We start from the raw sequence: 22,727 nt of genomic DNA on the forward strand, positions 1-22,727 counted from the left end.
TCGCACCACATTCCGCCACAATCAGGGGCGGCGATGAGGCGCTGAAACGATGCTGCGGATCGTTGCGTCCGGTGCGCGCTGCCGCAGGCTTCGGCCTCGCCCGGCGTGCCGTCGTATGGCGATCCCGCCACGTCGCACGTCGCGAAGGCAAGCAAGTTCGGCCCTTACACCAGCATTTATCGTTCCAACCCCGATTTGAGGTGCCGCGCATACATCATTCTTCAGAGGAAGTTCCCGCGCGTATGTGAGATGGCGCACATACGAAGACGGCGGGACTTTGCGTGTGGTCCGCCAGCCACACTGCGTCATCGGCGCTTCGACAGGACGACGAGCGCGATGCCGCCAAGTATCGCGACCGAACTGGCTGCGAGCCGCGCCGTGAGCGTCTCGCCGAGCAGCAGCACGCCGCCCGCCGCCGTGATGACGGGCACGCTCAGTTGCACGGTGGCGGCCGTCGCGGGCTTCAGCCCTTTCAGCGCCGCGTACCAGATGACATAGCCGAGCCCCGAAGTCAGCGCGCCCGACGCACCCGCGTAAGCGACGCCCTGCACGTCGAAGTTCGCGCCCGTGAACGCGAGCACGGACACCGCGACCGCGAAAGGCAGCGCACGCAGAAAATTGCCCGCGGTCGCGGCGACGGCATCGGACTGGCCGCGCCCGCGCAGCGAGTAGATGCCCCAGCCGACGCCCGCGCCGATCATCAGCACCGACGACGCCGGATCGGGCGCGGCGAGCCCCGGCAGCACGAGCCACACGAGCCCGGCGAGCGCGAGCAGCAGACCGAGCCATTGCCGCGCGGCGAGGCGTTCGCCGGTCGCGATGCCGTAGCCGATCATCGTCGCCTGCACCGCGCCGAAGAGCAGCAGCGCGCCGGTGCCGGCCGCGAGCCGCACATAGGCATAGGAGAACGCCGCCGCGTACACGATCAACGCGAGCGCCGACGCCCAGCTGCCGGCCTGACGCCCGTCATCGCGATTCAGGCCGCCGCGCGCGAGCAGGATGATCCACAGCACGAGCGCCGCCGACGCGATGCGCACGAGCGTGAAGCTCGCCGCGTCGATGCGCGTGCCTTTGAGCGCGAGCCGGCACAGGAGCGAATTGCCGGCGAAGGCGAGCATCGCGATAACGGTGAGCATGGCGATGCGCGCGCCGTGCGAGAGCGTGGGTGCGGACATCGGATGGGGGCGGGATCAGGGCGCCTCACTGTAGCGCACTTCACTCCGTGGTGAAGGGCTGCGGCTCTGCATCGGCATCGGCATCGGTGCCGAAGCGCTCGAACTCGGAGATGACCTGCGCGCCGAAGAGCAGCAGCGTCGCGAGCGCTTCGAGGCTGAACAGCACGATGATCGATGTCGTCAGCGATCCGTAGACGACGCTCACCTGCGAAAGCGTCGCGAAGTACCACACCAATACGTGCCGCGTGATCTCCCAGAGCACGGCGGCCGTCACGCTGCCGAGCAGCGCGAGCCGCAGCGAAGGCCGGCCGACGGGCATCACGAGATAAATCGACGTGAGCACGAAGATCTCGCCCGCGACGCCGAGCAGATAGAGCAGAAGCCGCGACACGCCTCTGAGCGACACTTCGACGCCGAGCAGATCGATGCTGTTGCTGCCCATCGCCTGCAGGCCGTTCGACACGAGCGTGACGATCAGCATGCCGACGCCGAGAAAGAGGATGTAGCAGTACGGCAGCAGCGCCGAGAGCAGAAAGTGGCGCCGCCTGACCGCGACGCGATGCACAAAGATCACCGACATCGCGTTCTCCAGCACGGTGAAGGCGAGCGAGCTGAAGAAGATCATCGTGACGAGCAGAAGCCAGCCGAGCACCGCGCGATGCGCGAGAAAATTCGCGAGCTCGCCGACGACCGCGCGCGCCTGGCCCGGCACGAGCCATTCGAGCAAATGCGTGAGCGTGTCGAGCAATGCCTGCTGTCCGACGAATTTCGACAGCACGATCACGATCAGAATCAACAGCGGAACGATCGACAGCAACGCGTAATACGCGACCGCGCCCGCGAGCAGCAGGCCCTGGTTCGCGCGAAAGGCCTTGATCGTGCGCATCGCGAAGCCGAGCGGATGGCGCGCGACGCTTCTTACCTGCGGGCCCAGCACGGGGCCCAGAATCTTCGACATGGGACCTCCGCGGCTCGAGCGCTGCCCATCCGTTACGGACTCAAGCGCATGAGCAAGTTCCGCACCCGTGTCGAAAGCGGGAACGCGTCAGCCCGGCCGGCGTGCCTCGACGCGGGCGGCGGCCTGCTGCGCGGCTTCCTCGAAAGCGAGATCGAGAAAGACATCGACTTCGCACGCGGGCAGCTCGGACGCGTCGACATTGCGTAGCCGGCAGAAGAGTGCGAGCGCCTCCGCTGCAGCGGCGAAGGCGTGGTTCATATCGCGGGAGTGAAGGCGTTTTTTTCTCATGCCTTGCATAACGGCAAGCGCACGATTGGACTTTAATAAGCGGTAACGCATCGCGTATGCGGTTTCACCTTCGCTTTTTGATGGATTAATCTAGGTTCATAACACGGGCCCGCCGAAGGCACTGGAGGACATGATGGCCGCATCCCACGCAACCTCCGCCGCCGACGCTGCCGCGCTCGGCGCCGATGCCGAAATCGTCAACGCCGACGAACGTCTCTACAACCACGATCTCGCGCCCGTGCCGCGCGCAAAGCGCACCTGGACCGGTTACAGCATCTTCGCGATGTGGATGTCGGACGTGCACAGCGTCGGCGGCTATACCTTCGCGGCGAGCCTCTTTCTGCTCGGCATCTCGGGCTGGCAGGTGCTGCTCGCGCTGACCATCGGCATTCTGATCGTGTATGTGCTGATGAACTGGGTCGGCAAGCCGAGCCTGAGACACGGCATTCCGTTTCCGGTAATGGCGCGCGTCTCGATGGGCGTGATGGGCGCCAATCTCGCCGCGCTGATTCGCGGCGTGGTCGGCATCGTGTGGTACGGCGTGCAGACGTATTTCGCGTCGAAGGCCGTCGCGACGCTGCTTCTGCTGTTCGTGCCCGCCATCGCCGCGTGGCGCGACACGAGCTTTCTCCGGCTCGACATGCTTGGCTGGGTCAGCTTCCTCTTCATGTGGCTGTTGCAGCTCATCATCTTTCAGCGCGGCATGGAGATCATCCGCAAGTTCATCGATTTTTGCGGGCCGGCCGTGTATGTCGTGATGTTCGTGCTGATGGGCTGGATTCTGTATCGCGCGGGCCTCGGCAGCCTGAATCTCACGATTTCGGGCAAGGTGCTCAACGGCGACGAGCAACTCCACGCGATGGTCAACGCGGTCCTGCTCGTCGTGAGCTACTTCGCCGCGCTGCTGCTGAACTTCGGCGACTTCTCGCGCTTCGCGAAGAGCGAGCGGCAGATGAAGATCGGCAATTTCCTCGGGCTGCCGTTCAATTTCGTGGCCTTCGCGATCATCACGGTGATCGTCACGGCCGGCAGCGAGAAAGTCTTCGGCACGATGATCATGGACCCGGTCGAGATCGTCTCGCGCATCGAGAATAAGGTGTGGGTGGCGATCGGCAGCATCACGTTCATCGTCGCGACGATGGGCATCAATATCGTCGCGAACTTCGTGTCGCCGGCGTACGACATCGCCAATCTCTTTCCGAAGCACGTGGACTTCAAGAAGGGCGGCCTGATCGCGTCGATACTCGCGGTGGCCGTGTGCCCGTGGATTTTCGTCGACAGCCCGAAGGCGATCACGATCTTCGTGTCGGTGTTCGGGGCCGTGCTCGCGCCGATGTACGGCGTGATGATGTCCGACTACTACCTCGTGAAGCGCCAGCAGGTGAGAACCGCCGAACTGTATTCGATGCAGCCCGGCGGGCGCTTCTACTACGACGGCGGCTGGAACAAGGTCGGGCTCGCGGCGCTGATCGTGTCGGGCGTGATCTCGGTCGGCTGGGAACTGTCGACGCAATTCTTCAAGCTGCTGCCTCCGAATAATCTCGGCTGGCTGATCGGTGCGGCGGTGGGCGCGCTGCTCTACGTTTTGTTCATGCGCATGGCGAACCGCAAATGACGCTTTATTTGAGCCACTTGCGCACGTCCTGCTCCCATTCGGGCTGGCCGCAGTTCGGCGGATTTTCCGGGCCGAGCACGGTGATGTAGCCCTTGTCCTTCATGCACGCCTCGTAGGCGCGCACCTGCGTGCAACGGCCCGGGCCGGCTTTTTTCGCGGCGGCCTTGCACGCGGACATCGAGTTGTCCATGCCGCTGAAATCGGCGTCGCCGTCGTTGTTCCAGGAGGGCGGGTTCGCGCTCGCCGAAAACTCGACGGGCGTGCTGCATGCGACCAGCGCAAAGGCAGCAGCGGGAAGAAGGCACGAGCGGAAGATTCGATTCATCTGCTTTGACTCCTTATTCTTAAGCTCTTGTTGAACGCGCATGATCCGCCGCCTATTATTCCTCCGCTATCGATGACGCGTCGCGCTTTTTCTTCTCACAGCCCGGAGTCTCGATGATCGCGTCTCTTGTCCGCGCCGTCTCGTCGTGCGTTGCGTTGGCCGCGTTGTCGATTGCATCGATCGCATTCGCCGGCGATGTGTCCTTCGGCCAGAGCCAGCTCTGCGGCTTGCAGACCGCGCGGCCGGACAGCAATGCCGCTGTGCAAGTGAAAACCCTGCAAGGAAGGAACGGGCCGATCGGCTACGCGCGCTTCGGGCATGGCCCGCCGCTTCTGCTCATCACGGGTTATCGCGCGACGCTCGGCGAATGGAACGCGTACTTTCTCGGCGAGCTCGCGAAGCATCATGAGGTCATCGTGTTCGACAATCGCGGCATCGGGCGTTCGACGCCTGTCGCCGGGCATTACGGTCCCGATTACGGCATGCGCGACATGGCCGCCGACGCCGCCGATGTCCTCGCGGGCCTCAAGCTCGCGCGCGCGGACGTTATCGGCTGGTCGATGGGCGGCATGATCGCGCAGCAACTCGCGCTCGATGCACCCGGTCACGTCGAATCGCTGACGCTGATCGCGACCGCGCCGCCGGGACCGGAAGCGGTGCCGCTCACGCCGGCAGTGCAGCAAGTGTTGTCGAGCTCGGGCGCGGATGCGTTCCCGAAAATCATGAGCGCGCTCTTTCCCGCCGATGCCGTCGCGGATGCGTCGAAGTGCTTCATCGGCGACATGTTCGCGCCGCGGGGCTACAAGGGCCGGCCCGTTCCCGATGCCGTCGCGCAGCAGCAGAACAACGCGATGACGCAATGGTTCGCGAATACTCCGGCCGCCGATGCAATGCGCCGCTCGCCGGTGCGCACGCTGATCATCGCGGGCGCGAACGACGACATCCTCGCCGACACCAACGCGCGCCATCTCGAACAGATGATCCCGCGCGCGACACTCGACGTGGTCGCACACGCCGGACACGCGCTGATGTTCCAGTATCCGATCGAACTCGCACGGCATATCGATGCGTTCGTCGCGAAGTGAACGACGCCTCACGCCTCGCGGAAACGTTTGCCGATCCGTAGCGCACGAAGCGCGGGCATTTCGACTTGTCAGGGTATTCGCACGGCCTTCATACTGTCGCGCAAGCCTGAGGCGCAATCACTCGCGTCGATAAAAAAATGAGAGCCGGGGAAATCATCATGAAGTCACGCTTCACTGCTGTTCATCTGCGTCCCGTCGAACTCGCCGATCCGCATCTCGCGCATCTGTACATGGAATGCGTCGATGCCGAGGCGCGTCTGTCGGGCGCCAGCAAACTCGCGGCGGTCGCCGTGTACGAAGCCCGCGAAAAAACACTCGACGATCTGTGGTCGCGTCTCGACGCGCTCGATCCGCGACTGTGCCGCGACCTGAAACACGCGGTGCGCGACTGGCACGACATCGCGGTGAAACTGCGCGGCGGCGACTGATTCATCGATGTTGAGACGCGCGAGCAGCGTAACGAGACGCTGCGACATTCGCGCGGAAGGCCTTCGTCGCTAAGCTTTCTCCAACGACGTCATACATGGAGAAGGGCAATGAACAACACGAATGGTACGAACAATCGCTCGCCGATGCCGGTCGCGTTCTTCGGCATCGCCGTCGGTTCGATGGCGCTTGCGGGCGCGTGGCGCGCGGCGGCTCGCGCATGGCCGATTCCCGAAGCCGTGCCCGCGTTCCTGACGGCGGCGGCGCTCGTCGTCTGGTTCGTGCTTCTCGTCGCGTACGGGCGCAAGTGGCTCGTCGAACGCGATGCGGCCATCGCGGAGATGCGTCATCCGGTGCAGTCATCGTTCGCGGCGCTCGTGCCGGTATCGTCGATGCTCGCCGCGCAAGCCGTGCAAGCCTGGTCGCGGCCTTTTGCGATCGCGCTGTTCGCGATCGGCGTCGCGAGTTCGCTCGCGCTCGGCGCATATCTGCAAGGGCGTTTCTGGCAAGGCGGCCGCAAGCCCGAAATGACCACGCCCGCCATCTATCTGCCGACGGTCGCGCCGAGCTTCGTCGCGGCAACGGCGGCGGCCGGTCTCGGCTTGACGCAAGTCGGCATCTTGCTGTTCGGCGCGGGCGTGTTCTCGTGGCTCGCGCTCGAATCGATCGTGCTGCATCGGGCCGCCGTGCACGAACCGCTGCCCGAAGCATTGCGCCCGACGCTCGGCATTCAGCTTGCGCCGCCGGTCGTCGGAGGCGTGTCGTATCTCGCGCTGACGCACGGCGTGCCGGACACGTTCGCTTACATGATGCTCGGTTACGGCCTCTATCAGGCGCTGATGCTGGCGCGTCTCGTGCCGTGGATTCGTCAACGCGCGTTCACGCCTTCGTACTGGGCGTTCAGCTTCGGCGCAGCCGCCTTGCCGACGATGGCGATCCGCATGGTCGAACGCGGCGCGGCAGGACCGATGACGTGGATCGCGCCGGTCGCGTTCATCGTCGCGAACGTGGTGATCGGGCTCATGATCGCGGGAACGGTGCGGGCGATCGTGCGCGGCAACCTGCTGCCGGCCGCGGTTGCATCGACGGCATCGAACGTGACGCCGATCAGCGTCGATCGGCGTGCGGCGGCGGGCGCGCGCTGAAGCCTCACAACGTCAACACTTCTCCGGCCCGCAACGCACGCAGCGCAACATCCGGCAACGCGGCGCGCAGTTCCTCCAGGATCTGCGCGCCGTGCGGCGGTTTGAGATGCGAAATCAGCAGTTCCGCGTTCATCGGCAAACCTTTTAGATCATCCGCGATGAGCTTCGGGCAATAGTGATGCGCCGCACGCGCCAAGGCGATCTGCGCATCCGGATACGCCGTCTCGACGATCACATGGCGCAGTCCGGGCAGCACGCACAGCGCGGCCCAGAACTCGGGGTTGGTCGTCGTATCGCCGCTGAATGCGAGGCACGCTGCATCGCTCGATACGACGAATCCCGTCGATGGCACCGTATGCCGCGCGGGCAATGCCGTCACGCTGCGCCCGTTCAGCACGCAACGCTCGCCGACTTCCAGCGCTTCGAAGCGCACGCCCGGTGCGTCGACGGAAGGAATGCGCGTGAAGTCCGGCCAGATCAGATTGTTGAAGATATGCGCCTGGAGAATGTCGAGCGTGGCGCGGCTCGCGTGGACGGTCAGCGGCGCGTCGCGCGCATCGCTCGTGGCGTCGATCATGAGCGGCAGATACGCGATGTGATCCAGATGCGAATGCGTGAGAAACACATGATCGACGCGCGCGAGTTCATCGTCGGAGAGCACGGCTGTGCCCGTGCCCGCATCGATCATGATGTCGTCATCGACGAGCAGCGCCGTCGTGCCGCCGGGATCGCCCGCATCGTCGCCGGCGCTGCTGATCGCCCCGCTACAGCCGAGTACCCGAACTTTCATGAATTTATTTCTCGTCGAATTCGCTTACGCAATCCCAGTCGGCGGGCAACGCGACGCCGCGCAGCGCATCGATACGTTTGCGATACATCGCGTACACCTGCCGTTCAGGATACTGCGCGGCGAGCGTCGCGAGTAGCGTTTCCGCTTCGTCCCACTCGCGCGCGCGATAGTGCGCGAGCGCCGCGTGCCAGCGCGCGAGCGCATCGCCGTGTTCGTGCGCCGGCTGCGGCTCGAAGACCGCGATCGGCGCGACGCGTCCTTTCACGCGCACGCGATCGATCTCGCGGAACACGATATCCGTCACCTGCTCGCGCGTCGCCTCGCCGACGATGATGTCGATATCGAAGCGCCGCGTCAGTCCTTCGAGCCGCGCCGCGACGTTCACCGCATCGCCCATCACGGTGTAGGCCTTGCGCACGTGCGAACCCATGTCGCCGACGGTCATCGGCCCCGTATTGATGCCGATGCCGATCCACAAGGTCGGCCAGCCGCGCGCCGTGAGCGTGCGATTCAGCTCGATGAGCGCCGCGCGCATGCCGAGCGCCGCCGCGACCGCATTGCGCGCGTGGTCCGCATCGTCGACGGGCGCGCCCCAGAAGCCCATGATCGCGTCGCCGATGTACTTGTCGAGCGTGCCGCGATGCGCGCGGATCACTTCGGTCATCGTGCCGAGATATTCGTTCATCAGGCGCGCGAGCGCTTCCGGCTCCAGCGTCTCCGCGATGGCGGTGAAGCCAAGCACATCGCAGAACAGCACGGTCAGCTCCGCGCGCCGGCCCGCCATGCTGTAGTCCTCGGGATGGCGGCTCATTTCCTCGACGAGTTCGGGCGGCACGTATTGCCCGAAGAGCGCGGCGAAATGGCGTTTCGCGCGCGCCTCGACGAAATAGCCGTACGACATGTTGAGCACGTAGAGCGCGAGCACGGCGAGCAGCAGCGTCGCGACCGGAAACGACCAGCGAAGCCGCGCGAACGCGAAGAGATCGGCCGCGACGATGAGCGCGAACAGCATCGCGCTCAAGAGCGTCGCGCGCGCGGGAAGGCGCCACGGCCACAGAAAGATCATCGCGAGGCCGGCGAGCGCGAGCATCGACGTCTGCCATGCCGAGGCGAACGGCGGCTCGAAGCGGATCGTGCCGTCAAGCATGCCGGCGATCAGATTCGCGTTCACTTCGACGCCCGGATAGACTTCGCCGACAGGCGTCGTGCGCTGATCCATCAAACCCGGCGCCGTGGTGCCGATGAGCGCGATCTTGCCCGCGAGCGCGTTTTGCGGAATGCGCTTCGCGAGCACATCGGCGACGGAGTAGTACGGGAAGCTGCCGGTGCCGCCGCGATAGGGCACGAGCGCCGCGCCGTTCGCATCGACGGGAATCGTGCGCGTGCCGCGCGGCGTCGTCAGCGCGAGTCCCGTGAGCGGGCCGGCGGCATCGTCGAAAAGCGGCGTCACCGATGCATCGCCGAACAGCGCGCGGACCACTTCGAGCGAGAGCGCGCCGTACACGCCGTCGCGATACGCGGTGATGAGCGGCACGCGGCGCACGGAGCCGTCGAAATCGATCACCGGATTGAAGTAGCCCGCGCGCCTGGCGGCTTGTTGCAGCGCGGGCAGATTGCCGCCGTAGCTCGTCCAGTCGAAAAGCGTGAGCGGATGCGTGCCGAACGCGCGCTCGCTCATCAAGGGCGATGGAATCGCGCCGCTCGACGCATCCTGATTCGAGAAGTAAAAGCCGAGCACGACAGGATGGCCCGCGAGCGCATCGGCGAAACGCTGGTCGTAGTCGAGGCGCGGCGCGAGCGCGTCGAGCGCTTGCCGGTAAGCGGCATCGTTCGCGAGCGCGCCGCGCGCGAGTTCGTCGAGAACCGGCAAGCCGGAGCTGGCATCGGGTTCCGCGAACACCATGTCGAAACCCAGCACGGCAATGTGCTCGCGCGAGAACAGCGTATCGACGAGCGCCGCCATGCGCGCGCGATCCCACGGCCAGCGGCCCAGCTCGGCGAGGCTTTTCTCGTCGATGTCGAGAATCGCGATGCGCGCGTCCGTCGTGCGCGGCATGAAGAGCCGCACTTTCGCGTCGTGGATCATCGCGTCGAGGGAATCGATGAAGCGGATGTCGTAGCGCGACAGCGCGTGCCCCGCGAGCGCGACGACGATCGCCAGTCCGAGCGCCCAGCGCGCGCCCGAGCGTCTGAGCGTGAACGCGAGCGGCGCGCGCGTGCTCATAGCGCGGCCCGGATCTGCTCGTTCGCGACGACGAGCCCCGCCGCCAGCACGCGCGCGACGAACTTGTGCAGGCGCGCGGCGAGCGCGGGATCGTCGTTTTCCAGACGCTGCAATGGGGCGAGCGCGAGGCGCAGCACGATGGCGGGTTGATCGGCGACGACGTCCGCGCTGCGCCGCGCGCCGGTGTACACGGCCATCTCGCCGACGATCGTGCAGCTCATCAGCGCGGTCAGCAGGCCCGCGAGCATATCGACGCCGAAGCCCGCAAGCGCCGCGTGGAGGGGCGATGCGCGCATGATCTGCGCGTCCCGGCTCGTGTTCTCGCTCATCGCGGCGCTCGCTAGCGGCACGCCGCCGACGGCAGCACCGGCGTCACGCGTGAAGCCGGCAGCACGCCGAACGGCAGCCGCGGACTCACGACGATCGCGCCTTCGCCCGCGCGCACGATCTGCCTGTCGACCTGATTGATGACGACGATCTGCCCGTCATAGACGACGATCTGATCGCCCTTGCAATCCGCGTTCGCGCCGGGTTCGAGATTCGCGCAATCGGTGACGGAATATTCGGTGCCGCGTATGCCGATGGTCGATGTCGGCGTCTTCACGCGATAGTTCTCCGCCTTGCCTTCCTTCGCGACGAGCCCGTCGACCGCGCGCAAGCCTCCCTTCACGAGCGACAGAAAGCTGCGGTCTTCCTGCGGCGCGCTCGCCGCGTAATGAAAATCGTCGACACGAAACACCGAGCCGGGCTTCAGATACACGCGCTGCTTGTCGGTGAAGATCATCACGATCTCGGAACCGACGCCGGTCTGCACCGTGTCGCCATTGTCGATGCCGCCGCCCACCGCCGCGACGCGCTGCGCGCCGCCCGCCGATTGAATCGCGACATTGCCGACGAGCGCGGTGATCGTCGCGACGGGTTCGGCGCAGGCCGCGCGCGCGATCATCGTCAGAAGGAGAAGCAGGAGCAGTCGCGAAGCGCGCGTCATGGTCGGTCTCAGAAGGACTTCGTGAGCGCGACCCAGAAGCGGTTCGCGTGGCCGGTGCCGAGCGTCGAAGGCACATAGCCGAGGGTGTGCGCATAGGACATCGACAGCAGAAAGTCGTGCGGCGCGGCGAAGGTCGCGCCGACGCCCAGTCCCGAGAGCCGCACGTGATCGCTGCCCGGCGCGACCGGATGCGCGACGATCTTGCCATCGGCGGTATCGATGAAGCCCGCCAGCGTGACGAGGACCGGCACGAGCGATTGCCGGATCGTCTGCCGCACTTCGAAGGTCGCGATATACGCTTCGTCGACGGGCGCATCGCCGGTTGCATAGGCGCGCACGGCGTACGGTCCGCCGAGCGAGATCTGCTCCGACGAATCGAGATTGCGCGAGCTCGTCTGGCCGTTGATCGAAAAATAAAGCTGCGTGCCGTTGGCCTGATCGCCGATCACCTGCGTATGCGTCACGGCGAACACGAACTTCGTGAACGCGCCGGCGATCTGCGATGCGATCTGTTCCTGCTGCGGCGACTTGTAGCGCAAATTGCCTTGCTGAACGCCGATGTCGAACGTCGTGATGCTCTTTTCGAGCGTGAGGTTGCCCGAGAGCCCGAGACGGCCGACATCGCTCGTCTTGTCGCTCACCGAATCGAACGCGCCCAGATGATCCGACAGCAGCTTGTGATCGAAGCCGAGCGTCGTGTACACGTTCGCCGCCGGCGAGCGCAGGATCGGGTAGCTGAAAAACGTCGAAAAAACGTTGGCGCTGCCGTAGGCGTCGAGACCGTCGAACTGGCCGCCGACGGAATACGTCGAGCGCGTGTAGCCGATGCCCCACGCGAGCCCGCTGCCGCCGACCGGCACCGTATAGCCGATGTTGCCGTAGAACTGCCCGGTGATCGAGCCGAGCAGCCGCGCGCCCAGCTGATCGCCGATGCCGAGCGGATTGTTCCATTGCAGCGCGCCGATCAGACGCGCGGTGCCGGTCGTCGTCTGGCCATAGTTGTCGGCCTGCACGCTGCCGGATACGGGCCGCGCCGCCGGCACGAGCAAGGTCATGTTCGACGTGCCGGGAAGCAGGCCCGGCGAGATCGTCGCGTTCGCGCCCGTCGTGCCGGCCGCGTCCTGCGCGAGCAGCGTGGCGCGGGTGAGGGCGTGCTCGTCGATCACCTCGCCCGATTTGAGCGGGCTGAAAAAACGCGCGATGACCGCATCGCGCGTGCGCGACCGGTTGTCGATATCGATACGTCCGTAACGTCCCTCGCTCACCGCGATGCGCACGACGCCGCCCTCGATCTGCTGCGGCGGCACATACGCCCGCGCGACGAGGTAACCGTGCCGTCGATAGAACGCGCTCACGCGATCCGCAGCGCTTTCGAGATCGTCGAGGGAACGCGCCGGACCGATCAGCGGACGCACGACATCGAGCAATTCCGCCGCGGAAAAAAGCGTGTTGCCGGTGAACTCGAAGCCTTTCACCTCGAAGCGGATGCCGCCCGATTCAGCCGCAACCGGCGCAGGCGCAGGCGCAGGCGCGGGCGTCACGTTCAGGCGCAGGTCCGAAGGCGGCACGGGCGCGGGCGCCTGCTGCTGCTGTTCGCGCAGAATGCTGCCCGCGTTCGGCAGCGCTTGCGCGTGCGCATCGCGCATGTCGCGGGCCGTCGCGGCGACGAGCGTCGCGAACAGCACGGCGAGCCGGCGCGACGCGGCGCTGCGTCGTCGTTCGCGGGGCCCGAAGCGTCGCACGCGCCTGGGCCTCACATGCGGCATACGTGACCGGGCCATGCGTCGTCCGGCAGGCGGCTGCCGTCGCTCGTCGAATCGGTGCGCTGCTGCACGAGCGGCGCGGATTCGGGTTGCAATCCGGGCGTCGCGTTGTAGAGCGGCGCGGGATTGGCCGCGTCGGTGCGCACGGAATCGAGAATGCCGGGCAGCGCCGCGACGGTCGTCACGGGCGTCTGCGGTGTTTCCGGCGTGACGGGCGTCACGGGTGTCACAGGTTGCACAGGCGGCGGCGTGCCCGCGATGCGCAACGTGCCGCCTTGCGTCGTGATCTTGTAGCCGAAGGGACCGCCCGTTGCCGTGATCGTGATCGCGTAGGTGCCGATCGCCGCGCCCGGCGTCGCGCCCGTGCTCGTCACCGTGAAGATGAAAGGCTCGTGATTCGTGGGACTGTCGGCGAACGCGTGGCCGTAGTTCGCGCCGTTGTAGCGCAGCGCGATCGTGACGTCGTTCGGTCCGAGCGTGCGCGGCGTATCGAACGGCACGTCGATGTTGATCGCCGTCAACGTGACCTGCTGCAGCGCATGGAACGCGAAACGGTTGCCCGATGCCGACGTCGCGCGCGCGTCGGCGCCGCCGGTGTACGCATCGCCCCAGAGCGCGAGGTTGCCGCTTTGCAGGCCGCCGAACGCGTCGGTGTCGGGTGCGTCGGAGTAGACGAGCCAGCGGCCGTTGGGCGTGGCAAGCGCCTGTGCGCCCGCGCGATTTACAAACGTCGTCGCGGCGAGCGTGATGGCCGTGCCGTTCGCGCGGCTCGCGACGGGCGCGGCGAGCGTGAGTGCCGGCGCCGTGAGCGTCACCGCGCCGCTCGCCGATACGCCCGACAAGCCCGCGATGCTGCCGATGATGAGCGGCGCGCTGTCGTCGACGGTGACCGAGCCGGCGTTGGCCGCGAGCGTGCCGATGCGATTGCCCGCGTTCGTCAGCCGGTACGCGCCCGCGCCGCCTTGCAGCGCGACATTGGCCGCTATGATCGGCGCTTGCTGCGTGGCGGTGCCGGCGGTCGTCATCGAGAGCGTGCCGCGCGGCGCGCTGATGGGCGCATCGAGCCGGATGCCGCTTTGCGCCGCGAGCGCAAGCGTGTTGACGCCGCTCCACGCCACGGGGCCATCGATCAGCACGAAACCGAAGGGCGCGAATCCCGAGGGCGACGCGGCGCTGATCGACACATTGGTCGATTCGAGCACGCGCGCGAGCGTCGAACTCTGAATCGTGCCGAAGCGCTGTCCGAAGGCATCGTCACCGCCGACGAGCGCCGCGAAATCGCTCGCGATGCGCCACGTTCCCGTTTGCCCCGATGCCGCCGCCGTCGTGACCTGCACATCGGGCGCAACGCGCACCTGCGTGCCCGACGTCTCGATGACGCCGCCGTTGCCGCCATTGGGCGCGGACGCGTCGAGCGTGCCGCCGGCCTGCGCGATGCCCGTGTCCGCGACGAGCCGGATCACGCCGTTCTGATTGACGGCGCTGCGCGCGCGGATGATGCCCGTGTTGTTCACGACCGTGTTGAAGAGCGCGTCCTCGGCGCTCGCGACGAGCCACGCCTGGCCGCCATCGGCCTGAATGAGTCCGTGATTGGCGGCGAGCGCATCGAGTGCGCCGCGCTCCACCGACAAGCCGATCATGCTGTGATCGCCGAGCGTCACCGCAATGCGTTCGCCCGCTGCGAGCGCCGCGAACCCGCCGGGCGTGTCGATCGTGCCGGCGTTGATCGCGCGCGCGCCGATCAGCGCGACATAGCCGCCGGGCGCGCTCTGTATCGTGCCGAGATTGACGACCGCCGCGCCGTCATCGTGATGATGATGCCGATGCCAGCCGCCATCGCCCGCGAAGGTGTAATGGCCGCTCATGAAATCGCTCGTCGACAGATTGAGCGTCGACGCCAGCAGTCCGCCGGCATTGACCTGCGCGCCCGGTCCGAAAATCACGCCATTCGGATTGACGATGAACACTTGTCCGTTCGCATCGAGCCTGCCGAAAAAGGCCGTTGGACGCGGCCCGACGACGCGGTTGAGCGCGATCGCGTTCGCGCCCGGCTGATTGAACGTGACGGATTCGCCGGGGCGCGTGCTGAACGAATTCCAGTCGATGGCGAGTCGGCTGCTCGTCTGCTGAATCGTCGTGCTGGCGCCCGCGCTCGTGACCGAGCCCGAACCGGCGACGACACGCGCGCCGCTCGGCTCTGCGTATGCCGACGCACACGCCGTGGCGATGATCGTAGCGATGAAAAGCCGCAACGCGGGGGACGCGGTGCTTGCGCGCAGAGTCTTGTTCATGTCGGCCGACTCCTTTCTGTTGCGGTGCATCGTCGTGACGAGATGCAGGCGCACCATCAAGCAGTTTAGTGTTCCGAACCATGCTTGCAACTACGCGTTTAGAGAGCGCATGACACGCGGTATTTGTATTAGTAATGCGATGTTAAAACGGCGCTCAGACCGCCTCGTTCGCGAGCGTGCCTTCGACAAATTCGCGCAGGAATGCGACCCAGGTCCGGATCTTCGCGTCGAGGTATTGGCGGGACGCGTACATCGCGTAAATGGTCATGGTCTGGAGTTCCCACTCGGGCAGCACGCGCACGAGCGCGCCGCTTTGCAGCCACGGCAGCGCGGCGAGCATGGGCAGCGGCGCGATGCCCAGACCGTTCGACAGCGCGACGGCGAGCGCGTCGGCGGAATTGACGCGCAGACGCCCGGGGTCCAGTTCCACTTCGACCTGTCCGCGCGGGCCTTCGAAGATCCATCGGTCGACGGGGAAGAAGGTCGTGACGAGTTGCAGGCACGCGTGCTTCTTCAGATCGTCGATGCGCTGCGGCGTGCCCGCGCGTGTCAGATAACCGGGCGATGCGCACAGCACGCTCGGCATCGAGCAAATTTTCGTGGAGACGAGCGCGGAGTCGGGCAGGGTGGACGTGGTGACTTGCAGGAAGACGTCGAAGCCTTCGTCGAGCATGTCGGGAATGTGCTGCGACAGCGTGAGTTCGACGCGAACCTGCGGGTGTTCCTCCAGATAACGCGTGAGAGCGGGCACCACGTAATGCTGGCCGAAGGTGATCGGCGCGTGCATGCGCAGTACGCCCGTCGGCGAAACCTGCGCGTTGCTCGCTTCGGCTTCGGACAGATCGACGAGTTCGAGCACTTCCTTGCAGCGGGTGAGGTAGCGATTGCCGGCGTCGGTGAGGGCGACGCGGCGCGTCGTGCGATTCAGAAGACGCGTGCGCAGATGCGTTTCGAGCTCGGTGACGGCGCGCGACGCCTGCGCCGTCGTGATGTCCATTTGCTGCGCCGCGACCGTGAAGCTCGCCGCTTCGGCCACGCGCGCAAAGATTCTCATGCTCCGCAACAAGTCCATCGTGACGCCGTCCGTTTGACGAAGCCGGAACTATCCCACGGCGGCGCGAAAGCGCGCAACCCGCGACGGACGATGCGGCGCGAAACGGCGGTTCCGCACAATCGTTTCAGTATTCACATCTGTTACAGGGCTTGTAACTCAGCGCGCAAACGGCGCGGCTAACATGGATCCATGGCTGCATATGAATCCAGGATCGCATCGCGGTCCTCATGCCGGCCTTCTCGGTTCTCAGCTCAGTTCTCAGAAGAGGAAGAAATGAACGTCAAGGGTTTGGTCGGGATCGGTATCGCGCTGTCGGCGGGGCTCGCCTGCGAAGCCGCGATGGCACGCGTGAGCGTCGGCATCAATCTCGGGGTTCCCGTGGCGCCCGTCTATGCGGCGCCGGTGTATGCAGCGCCTGCGCCCGTGTATCTAGCACCGCCGCCTCCGCCGCCTCCGCCCGTCGTGTATCAGCCGGCGCCGGTCGTCGTCGCGCCTGCGCCCGTCGTCGTCGTGGGCTGGCATGGCGACCGGTATTGGGATGGATATCGTTACTGGGGCCGCCGCGACTGGTACGCGCATCACGGCGGCTATTACGGCTATCGCCACTGGTAAGCGCGAAACACGCGAGAGCGGGGCATCATCATGACAAATTCAACTCGAACTCGAATCAGGGCGCGCCTCGCGCGGTCGCTGATCGTGCCTGTCGCGCTGGTGGCGGCGGCGGGACTCGGTGGCTGCGTCTATGCGCCGCCTTACGGCTATGCACCCGCGCCCGCGCCGGTGTATGGCTACGCGCCGGCCTATGGTTACGCATATGGGCCGGGATATTACGCGGCGCCATCGGTGTCGCTCGGTATCGGCTTTTCGGGCGGCGGCGGTCACTGGCACGGCCATTGATACATTGATGCGCGCGTCGAGCGCACTGGAACGCCCGTTGCTGCGCTTTCTCTGACTCATTCGGAGAACGCGCAACATGGCTGATCAAACCGTAAGCTTGATGTCGCAAAAGGCCCGCTGCGAGCATTTCATGCTGCCGGAGAACGGCTGGGTGCCGAACAATACGCGCCTGCCGGTGCTCGTCTGGCGCGGCGCGATCGATTCGAAAGCCGGCGATTGCGCCAACCGTTTCGAAGCGCTGTTCGCGCAGAACGGCTGGCCGCCGCAATGGCGCGACAGCGTCTTCGACTATCACCACTTCCATTCGACCGCGCACGAGGCGCTCGGCATCGCTTCAGGCGACGCCGAAGTGATACTCGGCGGCCCGCATGGCCGCGTGATCGCGGTCAGCGCGGGCGATGTGCTCGTCCTGCCCGCCGGCACCGGCCATTGTCTGCTGACGGCAGGGCGGCGCTTTCAGGTGGTCGGCGCGTATCCGCCCGGGCAACAATGGGATATCCGCCGTGACGCGATCAGCGAGCAGGAGCGCATCGCGATGGAAGCGCTGCCGTTTCCGCGCAGCGATCCCGTTGCCGGCGAGGACGGAGCGCTCGCGCGTCACTGGCACTAGCCTGATCAGGCTTTACTTTCCTTCGCACATTGCGCACGGCGCGCGCCGAACAGCGGTACGCGCTTGACGACGCCCGTCGCGAGCGCCGTGCCGATCAGCACGATCGCGCATGCCGCCGCCATGCCCGCCGATACCCGTTCGGCGAGAAAGAGCGCGCCCCACAGAATCCCGAAGATCGGGATCAAAAACGTGACCGTGATCGCGCGCGCGGGTCCGGCCACCGAGATGAGATGGAAGAACATCATGTACGCGAGACCCGTGCATGCGACGCCGAGGCCGAGCACCGCGCCCCACGCGTGAAGCGAGACCGCGCCTGACGGCCAGAAGACGAGCGCGAAGGGCAGGAGCACGAGTGTCGCGGCGCTCATCGTGCCGGCCGCGACCGTCAGCGAATCGACGCCCATCAGATGCCTCTTCGTGTAGCTCGCCGCGACGCCGTAAGACGCCGATGCGGCCAGCGCGGCGAGCGCGGCCAATGCGGTTGCCATCGGCGAGAAGGAAACGGCGCTCGCATCGTGCGCGAACATCTGGTCCCACACGAGCGCGAGCACGCCCGCGAAGCCGATCGCAAGGCCCGCCACCCGCATGCGCGTCAGACGATCGTTGAGCCACAGATAGGCGACGATCGCGCCCCAGAGCGGCGTCGTCGCGTTGATGACGGACGTCACGCCCGCCGAGAGCGTCAGCTCCGCATAGGCGAAGAGACAAAACGGCGCCGCCGAATTGAGCACGCCCACGACGAGAAGCGGCCAGGCGCGCTCGCGCATCGTCGCGAAGGCGGGGCGCGCCTTGCCGCGCAGCGCGAGCATCAAAAGCAGAAAAGTCGCGCCGATGCCCACGCGCAACGCCATCAGCGGCGCGACGCCGAGATCGGCCACGCCGACGCGGATGAACAGGAACGAGCCGCCCCATAGCGCGGCGAGAATGAACAGTTGAGCGAGATTGACGGGATTCATGGCGGCTTCGCATTAGAAGTGAGAGAGCGAAACCATCGTATCGGCGTGCGCCAGGCCGACGTTTCGGGCTGGCGTGAAACGAAAGATGCGGCGCTGCGGGCGCGGCTTCCTTCCGCTTGTTTCCGCTTTTTCTGGACAACACTCGATTGCGCTCTATGCCGGGCATCGTAGCGGCGCGCTCCATGCAACGGCAAACGAGCAATTCTCACCGGTATGTGAGAAAAATTGCCAAGCGCCGCACGGCTCGGATAAGCGCCTGCGCGCGGCTTGCCGGCGGGACCGTTCGGTGCGACGCTTGCATCATCCTTGGAAGATGAGCGGTGTTTATTGCAGTGCGGCGGACGCAGTCAACCGGAGAACAAGCATGGACAAGGTAAATGGCAGCGCATCGACGATGCAGTCGTTGCCGAACGGCGACCCGCCGCTCGCGCGCCGATCCGTGACAAGCGCGATGGATGCGGCGCTCGCGCCCGGCATGGCGCACGCGCAGGGCGCAAGCGTGACGCCGCTCACGCCGGGTGGCGCGCATCGCCCCGCGCACTATGCGCCGTACCACGTGCATGGCAGCGTGCTCGAAGGCGGCGACAGTCCCACGGTCCTCGCGCAGCCCGCCGCCACGAGGGCGTTGGGACAAGGCAGCCAGTACCATCCGTCGCGGCCCGCCCCGCGGCGCGCGCGCGACGTGCTGGCGGGCGCGCAGGATGCGATTGCGGCGCAGTATCGGCAAGCAAAGGAGGGCACCGACGACTATGTGCACGACAACCCCTGGAAAGCGATCACCTTTGCGGCGCTCGGCGGACTGATCGTCGGGTTGCTGGCTGCGCGTTGAAAGCCACCGGGTCCGCATGTGGCGCAAGCGGGCCTCAACCTTGCTGGATTTGCGGTGTCGGCATGAGCTTATCGCCGTGCCGGACCGATATGGAAGAACGATCGTACGATCTCTGCACCGACCGGTGCGAAATATGGAATCCGCTGACCCTGGCGCTCGCCGGTCCGCGGCGCGTGATGATCGTGCACTCGGAATCGAACGTCGGCGATTCGTTCGCGCTGCTGCTCGCGATGCGCGGTTTCGAGGCGGTACAGATCGGCGATGCGGCCGCCGCCTTGCAGTTCGTGCACAAGTGGCGGCCGCAGGTGCTGTTCGTCGATACGCTCATCGGCGATGCGCACGACCACGCGCTCGCACGCACGCTGCGCGAGGTGCTGACTGTCGATCGGCCGGCTAACGTGGTGGAGTTGCTGATCGCGCTGGCCGCCGATGCCGGGCGCGACCCGCGCGATGCGCTGCATGCGGCCGGCTACGACGGCTTTTGCCGAACGCCTTGCCCGGTCTGGTGGATGTTCGACGTCTTGAAGTGCTTCTATGCTCACTGATGCGGGCGGCGCATTGCGCCGCCGCCCGTTGCTTGAGGCTTACACCGCCCGGGAAGCCTTGAAATCGTTGGTTTCCAGTTCGACCGACTGGCCGCCGTTGCGCTCGAGCGTGCGCCGCGCCGCGTCTTCGATTTGCATGCGTCCGCCTTCGAACGCGGAGAGGAGATCGTGCGACGACGTCCCGCTATTGCCGAAATGATCGTTGAGCGCATCGAGGGAAATGCTGCACCACACCTCGCGGCCGTCCACGTTCGCCTCGAAAGCGACACGCGCTGCCGCCACGACATGACGGCGCCCGCTGAACTCTATCGTCATCCTTATCACCTCCTGTTATTCGTTCGGAACACGTTAAGCGCGATCATCGCGAAACCTGCAACAGCAAGCAGCCCGCGATGGCGATGCCCTCGACCGCGTGCGGCCTTGCACGCGCCGCGCGCCGTCGTCTTGCATGATACGCCCGCGATTCGCGAGACGTGCGTGGGGGTGTCCTTCGCAATGGCCGTGCCCGAGCGCGTGACGCCGCGGTGCGTTCAACGGCAGCAGAGACAGCCGCCGCGATGGGACATGCCGTAGCTGCCGGCTTCATCGCCGCCGCCCGCGGATGAATTCGCGCCGCCCACGGTCGGCGCGCCGATCGTCACGCGTCCGGCCGTCGCGCCGCATTGCGGACAGACGGCGGGATCGTCGCGCTCGGCGATGCGGCGGACGGCTTCGAATGCGCCGCAATCCGCACATTCGTAATCGTAGACAGGCATGACGTTCTCGCTCGAAGAAAGAAGGCTCGTCCGGTCAGTGTAACAAGCGTGGCGCGCGCCCGTTTCGTTCCGGTCAGCGCGATGAACGAGGCGTTTCGTCCGCGCGGCGGCGCGGATTGAATCCTCATCAGGGAAGGGCGTCGCGAACTCAGCGCGCGTCCTTGCGCAGCATGCGCAGACGCGCTTCTTCGAGCGACTCGAACTTGCTGTCGGCGTCGTCGAAGACCGACACCTTGCCCCGCCCGATGTCGTACACCCAGCCCTGCACCTGCAGCTTGCCGAGCGCGAGCCGGCCCGCGACCGCCGGGTGCGTGCGCAGGTGCGTCAACTGCAGGCGGATGTTTTCCTCGACCATCGCCTGAACGATGCGCTCTTCTTCCAGCTTTCTCGCCATCACGACGCTGCGCGCGGCTTCGGCATTGCGCAGCCAGGCGTGCACGGTCGGCATTTCATCGGCGATGGTCGCGCCCGACGCGAGACCTTTCATCGCGCCGCAGTCCGAGTGTCCGCAGATCACGATCTGCCGGACGTTGAGCGCGAGCACCGCATATTCGACTACCGCCGACACGCCGCCGAGCATCTCGCCATAAGCCGGCACGATATTGCCGATGTTGCGGCACACGAAAAGCTCGCCGGGACGCGTCTGCGTGATCATCTCCGGCGACACGCGCGAGTCCGCGCACGTGATGAAGAGCGTGTGCGGCGTCTGCTGGCGCGCGAGGCTCTTGAAAAGCGCTTCGCTGTCGGGGAATACGAAGCGGCTGAAATCGTCGGCGCCTTGCAGCAGATACAGGAGATCGGGTGTGTCGGCGCCGTTGCGTTCTTCGCTCATCGATTTGTCGGACATGGTGTCGCCTTTGGTGTGCGGTTTCGACGCGCCCACGCGCCGCGTCAAGCCAAAAGCTTGCGGGGTTTTCAGATATATCGCAAGTGGGCGGCGGACGGCCGCGACGCGTGTTCCGGGAATGCCGCGTATCGGCGGACGCAACGCCGACCATCGACACGCGCGCTTTACTTCGGTTTTTTCGAACCCGAACCCTCAAAAACTCGCATTTTTCGATGTCGAGCCTTCCTTTACATTACTTTCATCGAAAGCAAACAGAAAGGAATCAACATGAAATGCCCGGTATGTCCCGCCACGGAACTGCTGATGACCGTGCGCGAAGGCATCGAGATCGACTATTGCCCGCAGTGCCGCGGCGTGTGGCTCGACCGCGGCGAGCTCGATCAGATCATCCGCCGCGCGGCGCAGGCATCGGCCGCCGAGGCGCAGGCGGACGAACGAGACGACTGGCACGAACGCGGCCACGACAAGGATCGCGAGCGCCGCATGCCGCGGCACGACGGTTATCACTATGGCGATTCGCGCGGCAAGCGCGAGCATCCACGTCGCAAGAATTCCTTTCTCGGCGATCTCTTCGATTTCGATTGAGCGCGAGCGCAGGAAGCATCGGCAGTTTTCCACGAAAACAGCAACGGAGAAGGCAAATGGCGACGGTGAAGCAGGTGCTGAAAGCGAAGATCGACACGACGGTTCACACCATCGACGCGGAGGCGAGCGTGTACGAAGCGGTCGCGCTGATGTCGCGGGCGGAAGGGGGCGCGCTCGTCGTGATGGTGGGCGATACGGTGTGCGGCATCGTCACCGAGCGCGACTATGCGCGCAAGGTGATCCTTCAGGACAAGGCTTCGCGCACGACCACGGTATGCGAAATCATGACCGCGCCCGTGATGTCCGTGAGTCTCAGGACGAACACCGACGAGTGCATGACGCTCATGACGCGGCAGCGCATCCGTCATCTGCCGGTGATCGAGGGCGGCAGGCTGCTCGGCCTGATTTCGATCGGCGACATGGTGCGGCATCTGATCGAGGAACAGCAGTTCGCCATCGATCAGCTGGAAAGCTACGTGCGCGGGCCGCAGCCCGACACGCCCACGTGCGCGCTGACGCGGCGCATGCCGATTCCGCAGACGCTCGAGGCGCGCTTCGTCTGACCGGCGGCGCCGT

The 22,727-nt window shown here is 65.8% G+C and carries 26 protein-coding genes; 11 read left to right on the plus strand and 15 right to left on the minus strand.

What is annotated here, in order from left to right:
- Positions 1–305 precede the first annotated feature (305 nt).
- The 3 genes from AWB76_RS16180 to AWB76_RS40960 all read right to left on the minus strand — a co-directional run bounded on the left by AWB76_RS16180 (position 306) and on the right by AWB76_RS40960 (position 2,391).
- Positions 306–1,175, minus strand: a complete 870-nt coding sequence (locus tag AWB76_RS16180; protein ID WP_061161156.1) for a DMT family transporter — start codon at positions 1,173–1,175, stop codon at positions 306–308.
- 40 nt (positions 1,176–1,215) lie between these two features.
- On the minus strand, positions 1,216–2,133 hold the full coding sequence (locus tag AWB76_RS16185) for a YihY/virulence factor BrkB family protein (protein ID WP_061161157.1): 918 nt from the start codon (positions 2,131–2,133) through the stop codon (positions 1,216–1,218).
- A gap of 87 nt (positions 2,134–2,220) precedes the next feature.
- On the minus strand, positions 2,221–2,391 hold the full coding sequence (locus AWB76_RS40960) for a hypothetical protein (protein ID WP_157696154.1): 171 nt from the start codon (positions 2,389–2,391) through the stop codon (positions 2,221–2,223).
- Positions 2,392–2,554: 163 nt separating this feature from the next.
- Here AWB76_RS40960 and AWB76_RS16190 point away from each other — a divergent pair, with 163 nt between their 5' ends.
- On the plus strand, positions 2,555–4,036 hold the full coding sequence (locus AWB76_RS16190; protein WP_061161313.1) for an NCS1 family nucleobase:cation symporter-1: 1,482 nt from the start codon (positions 2,555–2,557) through the stop codon (positions 4,034–4,036).
- A 4-nt stretch (positions 4,037–4,040) separates the two neighbouring features.
- Here AWB76_RS16190 and AWB76_RS16195 read toward each other — a convergent pair whose 3' ends face one another.
- Complete coding sequence (locus AWB76_RS16195) at positions 4,041–4,361, minus strand: hypothetical protein (RefSeq protein ID WP_061161158.1); 321 nt, start codon at positions 4,359–4,361, stop codon at positions 4,041–4,043.
- A 113-nt stretch (positions 4,362–4,474) separates the two neighbouring features.
- Here AWB76_RS16195 and AWB76_RS16200 point away from each other — a divergent pair, with 113 nt between their 5' ends.
- The 3 genes from AWB76_RS16200 (at position 4,475) to tehA (ending at position 7,017) form a co-directional block, all read left to right on the plus strand.
- The gene (locus AWB76_RS16200; protein ID WP_061161159.1) at positions 4,475–5,446 is read left to right on the plus strand and encodes an alpha/beta fold hydrolase; all 972 of its coding nucleotides are present in this window, start codon (positions 4,475–4,477) and stop codon (positions 5,444–5,446) included.
- A gap of 158 nt (positions 5,447–5,604) precedes the next feature.
- The gene (locus AWB76_RS16205; RefSeq protein ID WP_061161160.1) at positions 5,605–5,874 is read left to right on the plus strand and encodes a hypothetical protein; all 270 of its coding nucleotides are present in this window, start codon (positions 5,605–5,607) and stop codon (positions 5,872–5,874) included.
- A 108-nt stretch (positions 5,875–5,982) separates the two neighbouring features.
- On the plus strand, positions 5,983–7,017 hold the full coding sequence (gene tehA / locus AWB76_RS16210) for a dicarboxylate transporter/tellurite-resistance protein TehA (protein WP_061161161.1): 1,035 nt from the start codon (positions 5,983–5,985) through the stop codon (positions 7,015–7,017).
- 4 nt (positions 7,018–7,021) lie between these two features.
- Here tehA and AWB76_RS16215 read toward each other — a convergent pair whose 3' ends face one another.
- From AWB76_RS16215 to AWB76_RS16245, 7 genes are all read right to left on the minus strand, one after another.
- A complete protein-coding gene (locus AWB76_RS16215; RefSeq protein WP_061161162.1) occupies positions 7,022–7,807 on the minus strand; it encodes a 3',5'-cyclic-nucleotide phosphodiesterase in 786 nt (261 codons plus the stop codon).
- Between the two features lie 4 nt (positions 7,808–7,811).
- Positions 7,812–10,031: a CHASE2 domain-containing protein gene (locus tag AWB76_RS16220; protein ID WP_061161163.1), complete on the minus strand. Its 2,220-nt coding sequence runs from the start codon at positions 10,029–10,031 to the stop codon at positions 7,812–7,814.
- A complete protein-coding gene (locus AWB76_RS16225; protein WP_157696155.1) occupies positions 10,028–10,360 on the minus strand; it encodes a cyclic nucleotide-binding domain-containing protein in 333 nt (110 codons plus the stop codon). The genes AWB76_RS16220 and AWB76_RS16225 overlap by 4 nt, the downstream gene beginning before the upstream one ends.
- Before the next feature lie 11 nt (positions 10,361–10,371).
- Positions 10,372–11,019: a FecR family protein gene (locus AWB76_RS16230; RefSeq protein WP_061161165.1), complete on the minus strand. Its 648-nt coding sequence runs from the start codon at positions 11,017–11,019 to the stop codon at positions 10,372–10,374.
- Between the two features lie 8 nt (positions 11,020–11,027).
- Positions 11,028–12,800 carry a ShlB/FhaC/HecB family hemolysin secretion/activation protein gene (locus AWB76_RS16235; RefSeq protein ID WP_244173382.1) on the minus strand — a complete coding sequence of 591 codons (1,773 nt, stop codon included), beginning with the start codon at positions 12,798–12,800 and terminating at the stop codon, positions 11,028–11,030.
- A complete protein-coding gene (locus tag AWB76_RS16240; RefSeq protein WP_244173383.1) occupies positions 12,773–15,073 on the minus strand; it encodes a two-partner secretion domain-containing protein in 2,301 nt (766 codons plus the stop codon). The genes AWB76_RS16235 and AWB76_RS16240 overlap by 28 nt, the downstream gene beginning before the upstream one ends.
- 154 nt (positions 15,074–15,227) lie before the next feature.
- A complete protein-coding gene (locus AWB76_RS16245; protein ID WP_061161167.1) occupies positions 15,228–16,145 on the minus strand; it encodes a LysR family transcriptional regulator in 918 nt (305 codons plus the stop codon).
- Positions 16,146–16,400: 255 nt separating this feature from the next.
- On the opposite strand from AWB76_RS16245, the gene AWB76_RS16250 reads away from it, so the two are divergent.
- The 3 genes from AWB76_RS16250 to AWB76_RS16260 all read left to right on the plus strand — a co-directional run bounded on the left by AWB76_RS16250 (position 16,401) and on the right by AWB76_RS16260 (position 17,634).
- Positions 16,401–16,739: a hypothetical protein gene (locus AWB76_RS16250; RefSeq protein WP_061161168.1), complete on the plus strand. Its 339-nt coding sequence runs from the start codon at positions 16,401–16,403 to the stop codon at positions 16,737–16,739.
- Positions 16,740–16,769: 30 nt separating this feature from the next.
- Entirely contained in the window at positions 16,770–17,024 is a 255-nt protein-coding gene (locus AWB76_RS16255) for a hypothetical protein (RefSeq protein WP_244173384.1), read from the plus strand.
- A 76-nt stretch (positions 17,025–17,100) separates the two neighbouring features.
- Positions 17,101–17,634 carry a cupin gene (locus AWB76_RS16260; protein WP_208606577.1) on the plus strand — a complete coding sequence of 178 codons (534 nt, stop codon included), beginning with the start codon at positions 17,101–17,103 and terminating at the stop codon, positions 17,632–17,634.
- 5 nt (positions 17,635–17,639) lie between these two features.
- Here the strand turns inward: AWB76_RS16260 and AWB76_RS16265 are convergent, their stop codons facing one another.
- Positions 17,640–18,590, minus strand: a complete 951-nt coding sequence (locus AWB76_RS16265) for a DMT family transporter (RefSeq protein ID WP_061161171.1) — start codon at positions 18,588–18,590, stop codon at positions 17,640–17,642.
- Positions 18,591–18,954: 364 nt separating this feature from the next.
- Here AWB76_RS16265 and AWB76_RS41830 point away from each other — a divergent pair, with 364 nt between their 5' ends.
- Both AWB76_RS41830 and AWB76_RS16275 read left to right on the plus strand, forming a co-directional pair.
- Positions 18,955–19,419, plus strand: a complete 465-nt coding sequence (locus AWB76_RS41830) for an ElaB/YgaM/YqjD family protein (protein WP_061161172.1) — start codon at positions 18,955–18,957, stop codon at positions 19,417–19,419.
- An 89-nt stretch (positions 19,420–19,508) separates the two neighbouring features.
- On the plus strand, positions 19,509–19,964 hold the full coding sequence (locus AWB76_RS16275; RefSeq protein WP_061161173.1) for a response regulator: 456 nt from the start codon (positions 19,509–19,511) through the stop codon (positions 19,962–19,964).
- Positions 19,965–20,003: 39 nt separating this feature from the next.
- Here AWB76_RS16275 and AWB76_RS16280 read toward each other — a convergent pair whose 3' ends face one another.
- The 3 genes from AWB76_RS16280 to AWB76_RS16290 all read right to left on the minus strand — a co-directional run bounded on the left by AWB76_RS16280 (position 20,004) and on the right by AWB76_RS16290 (position 21,566).
- Entirely contained in the window at positions 20,004–20,279 is a 276-nt protein-coding gene (locus tag AWB76_RS16280) for a DUF1488 family protein (RefSeq protein ID WP_061161174.1), read from the minus strand.
- A 215-nt stretch (positions 20,280–20,494) separates the two neighbouring features.
- Positions 20,495–20,719, minus strand: a complete 225-nt coding sequence (locus tag AWB76_RS16285) for an FmdB family zinc ribbon protein (protein WP_061161175.1) — start codon at positions 20,717–20,719, stop codon at positions 20,495–20,497.
- 148 nt (positions 20,720–20,867) lie between these two features.
- A complete protein-coding gene (locus tag AWB76_RS16290; RefSeq protein WP_061161315.1) occupies positions 20,868–21,566 on the minus strand; it encodes a carbonic anhydrase in 699 nt (232 codons plus the stop codon).
- Positions 21,567–21,833: 267 nt separating this feature from the next.
- Here AWB76_RS16290 and AWB76_RS16295 point away from each other — a divergent pair, with 267 nt between their 5' ends.
- Both AWB76_RS16295 and AWB76_RS16300 read left to right on the plus strand, forming a co-directional pair.
- Positions 21,834–22,151, plus strand: a complete 318-nt coding sequence (locus AWB76_RS16295) for a TFIIB-type zinc ribbon-containing protein (protein ID WP_061161176.1) — start codon at positions 21,834–21,836, stop codon at positions 22,149–22,151.
- 56 nt (positions 22,152–22,207) lie between these two features.
- A complete protein-coding gene (locus AWB76_RS16300; protein ID WP_061161177.1) occupies positions 22,208–22,714 on the plus strand; it encodes a CBS domain-containing protein in 507 nt (168 codons plus the stop codon).
- The last annotated feature ends 13 nt before the right edge of the window (positions 22,715–22,727 follow it).

Source organism: Caballeronia temeraria (genome assembly GCF_001544795.2).
GTDB lineage: Bacteria > Pseudomonadota > Gammaproteobacteria > Burkholderiales > Burkholderiaceae > Caballeronia > Caballeronia temeraria.

Excerpts from the sequence above, each read along its gene's own strand:
- AWB76_RS41830 (WP_061161172.1), top strand. The coding sequence starts at position 18,955 with ATGGACAAGGTAAATGGCAGCGCATCGACGATGCAGTCGTTGCCGAAC.
- AWB76_RS16245 (WP_061161167.1), bottom strand. The coding sequence starts at position 16,145 with ATGGACTTGTTGCGGAGCATGAGAATCTTTGCGCGCGTGGCCGAAGCG.
- AWB76_RS16300 (WP_061161177.1), top strand. The coding sequence starts at position 22,208 with ATGGCGACGGTGAAGCAGGTGCTGAAAGCGAAGATCGACACGACGGTT.
- AWB76_RS16255 (WP_244173384.1), top strand. The coding sequence starts at position 16,770 with ATGACAAATTCAACTCGAACTCGAATCAGGGCGCGCCTCGCGCGGTCG.
- AWB76_RS16295 (WP_061161176.1), top strand. The coding sequence starts at position 21,834 with ATGAAATGCCCGGTATGTCCCGCCACGGAACTGCTGATGACCGTGCGC.
- AWB76_RS16285 (WP_061161175.1), bottom strand. The coding sequence starts at position 20,719 with ATGCCTGTCTACGATTACGAATGTGCGGATTGCGGCGCATTCGAAGCC.
- AWB76_RS16225 (WP_157696155.1), bottom strand. The coding sequence starts at position 10,360 with ATGAGCGAGAACACGAGCCGGGACGCGCAGATCATGCGCGCATCGCCC.
- AWB76_RS16280 (WP_061161174.1), bottom strand. The coding sequence starts at position 20,279 with ATGACGATAGAGTTCAGCGGGCGCCGTCATGTCGTGGCGGCAGCGCGT.
- AWB76_RS16235 (WP_244173382.1), bottom strand. The coding sequence starts at position 12,800 with ATGGCCCGGTCACGTATGCCGCATGTGAGGCCCAGGCGCGTGCGACGC.
- AWB76_RS16220 (WP_061161163.1), bottom strand. The coding sequence starts at position 10,031 with ATGAGCACGCGCGCGCCGCTCGCGTTCACGCTCAGACGCTCGGGCGCG.
- AWB76_RS16290 (WP_061161315.1), bottom strand. The coding sequence starts at position 21,566 with ATGTCCGACAAATCGATGAGCGAAGAACGCAACGGCGCCGACACACCC.
- AWB76_RS16205 (WP_061161160.1), top strand. The coding sequence starts at position 5,605 with ATGAAGTCACGCTTCACTGCTGTTCATCTGCGTCCCGTCGAACTCGCC.
- AWB76_RS16260 (WP_208606577.1), top strand. The coding sequence starts at position 17,101 with ATGGCTGATCAAACCGTAAGCTTGATGTCGCAAAAGGCCCGCTGCGAG.
- AWB76_RS16265 (WP_061161171.1), bottom strand. The coding sequence starts at position 18,590 with ATGAATCCCGTCAATCTCGCTCAACTGTTCATTCTCGCCGCGCTATGG.
- AWB76_RS40960 (WP_157696154.1), bottom strand. The coding sequence starts at position 2,391 with ATGAACCACGCCTTCGCCGCTGCAGCGGAGGCGCTCGCACTCTTCTGC.
- AWB76_RS16215 (WP_061161162.1), bottom strand. The coding sequence starts at position 7,807 with ATGAAAGTTCGGGTACTCGGCTGTAGCGGGGCGATCAGCAGCGCCGGC.
- AWB76_RS16180 (WP_061161156.1), bottom strand. The coding sequence starts at position 1,175 with ATGTCCGCACCCACGCTCTCGCACGGCGCGCGCATCGCCATGCTCACC.
- AWB76_RS16195 (WP_061161158.1), bottom strand. The coding sequence starts at position 4,361 with ATGAATCGAATCTTCCGCTCGTGCCTTCTTCCCGCTGCTGCCTTTGCG.
- AWB76_RS16230 (WP_061161165.1), bottom strand. The coding sequence starts at position 11,019 with ATGACGCGCGCTTCGCGACTGCTCCTGCTTCTCCTTCTGACGATGATC.
- AWB76_RS16240 (WP_244173383.1), bottom strand. The coding sequence starts at position 15,073 with ATGAACAAGACTCTGCGCGCAAGCACCGCGTCCCCCGCGTTGCGGCTT.
- tehA (WP_061161161.1), top strand. The coding sequence starts at position 5,983 with ATGAACAACACGAATGGTACGAACAATCGCTCGCCGATGCCGGTCGCG.
- AWB76_RS16200 (WP_061161159.1), top strand. The coding sequence starts at position 4,475 with ATGATCGCGTCTCTTGTCCGCGCCGTCTCGTCGTGCGTTGCGTTGGCC.
- AWB76_RS16250 (WP_061161168.1), top strand. The coding sequence starts at position 16,401 with ATGAACGTCAAGGGTTTGGTCGGGATCGGTATCGCGCTGTCGGCGGGG.
- AWB76_RS16190 (WP_061161313.1), top strand. The coding sequence starts at position 2,555 with ATGGCCGCATCCCACGCAACCTCCGCCGCCGACGCTGCCGCGCTCGGC.
- AWB76_RS16185 (WP_061161157.1), bottom strand. The coding sequence starts at position 2,133 with ATGTCGAAGATTCTGGGCCCCGTGCTGGGCCCGCAGGTAAGAAGCGTC.
- AWB76_RS16275 (WP_061161173.1), top strand. The coding sequence starts at position 19,509 with ATGGAAGAACGATCGTACGATCTCTGCACCGACCGGTGCGAAATATGG.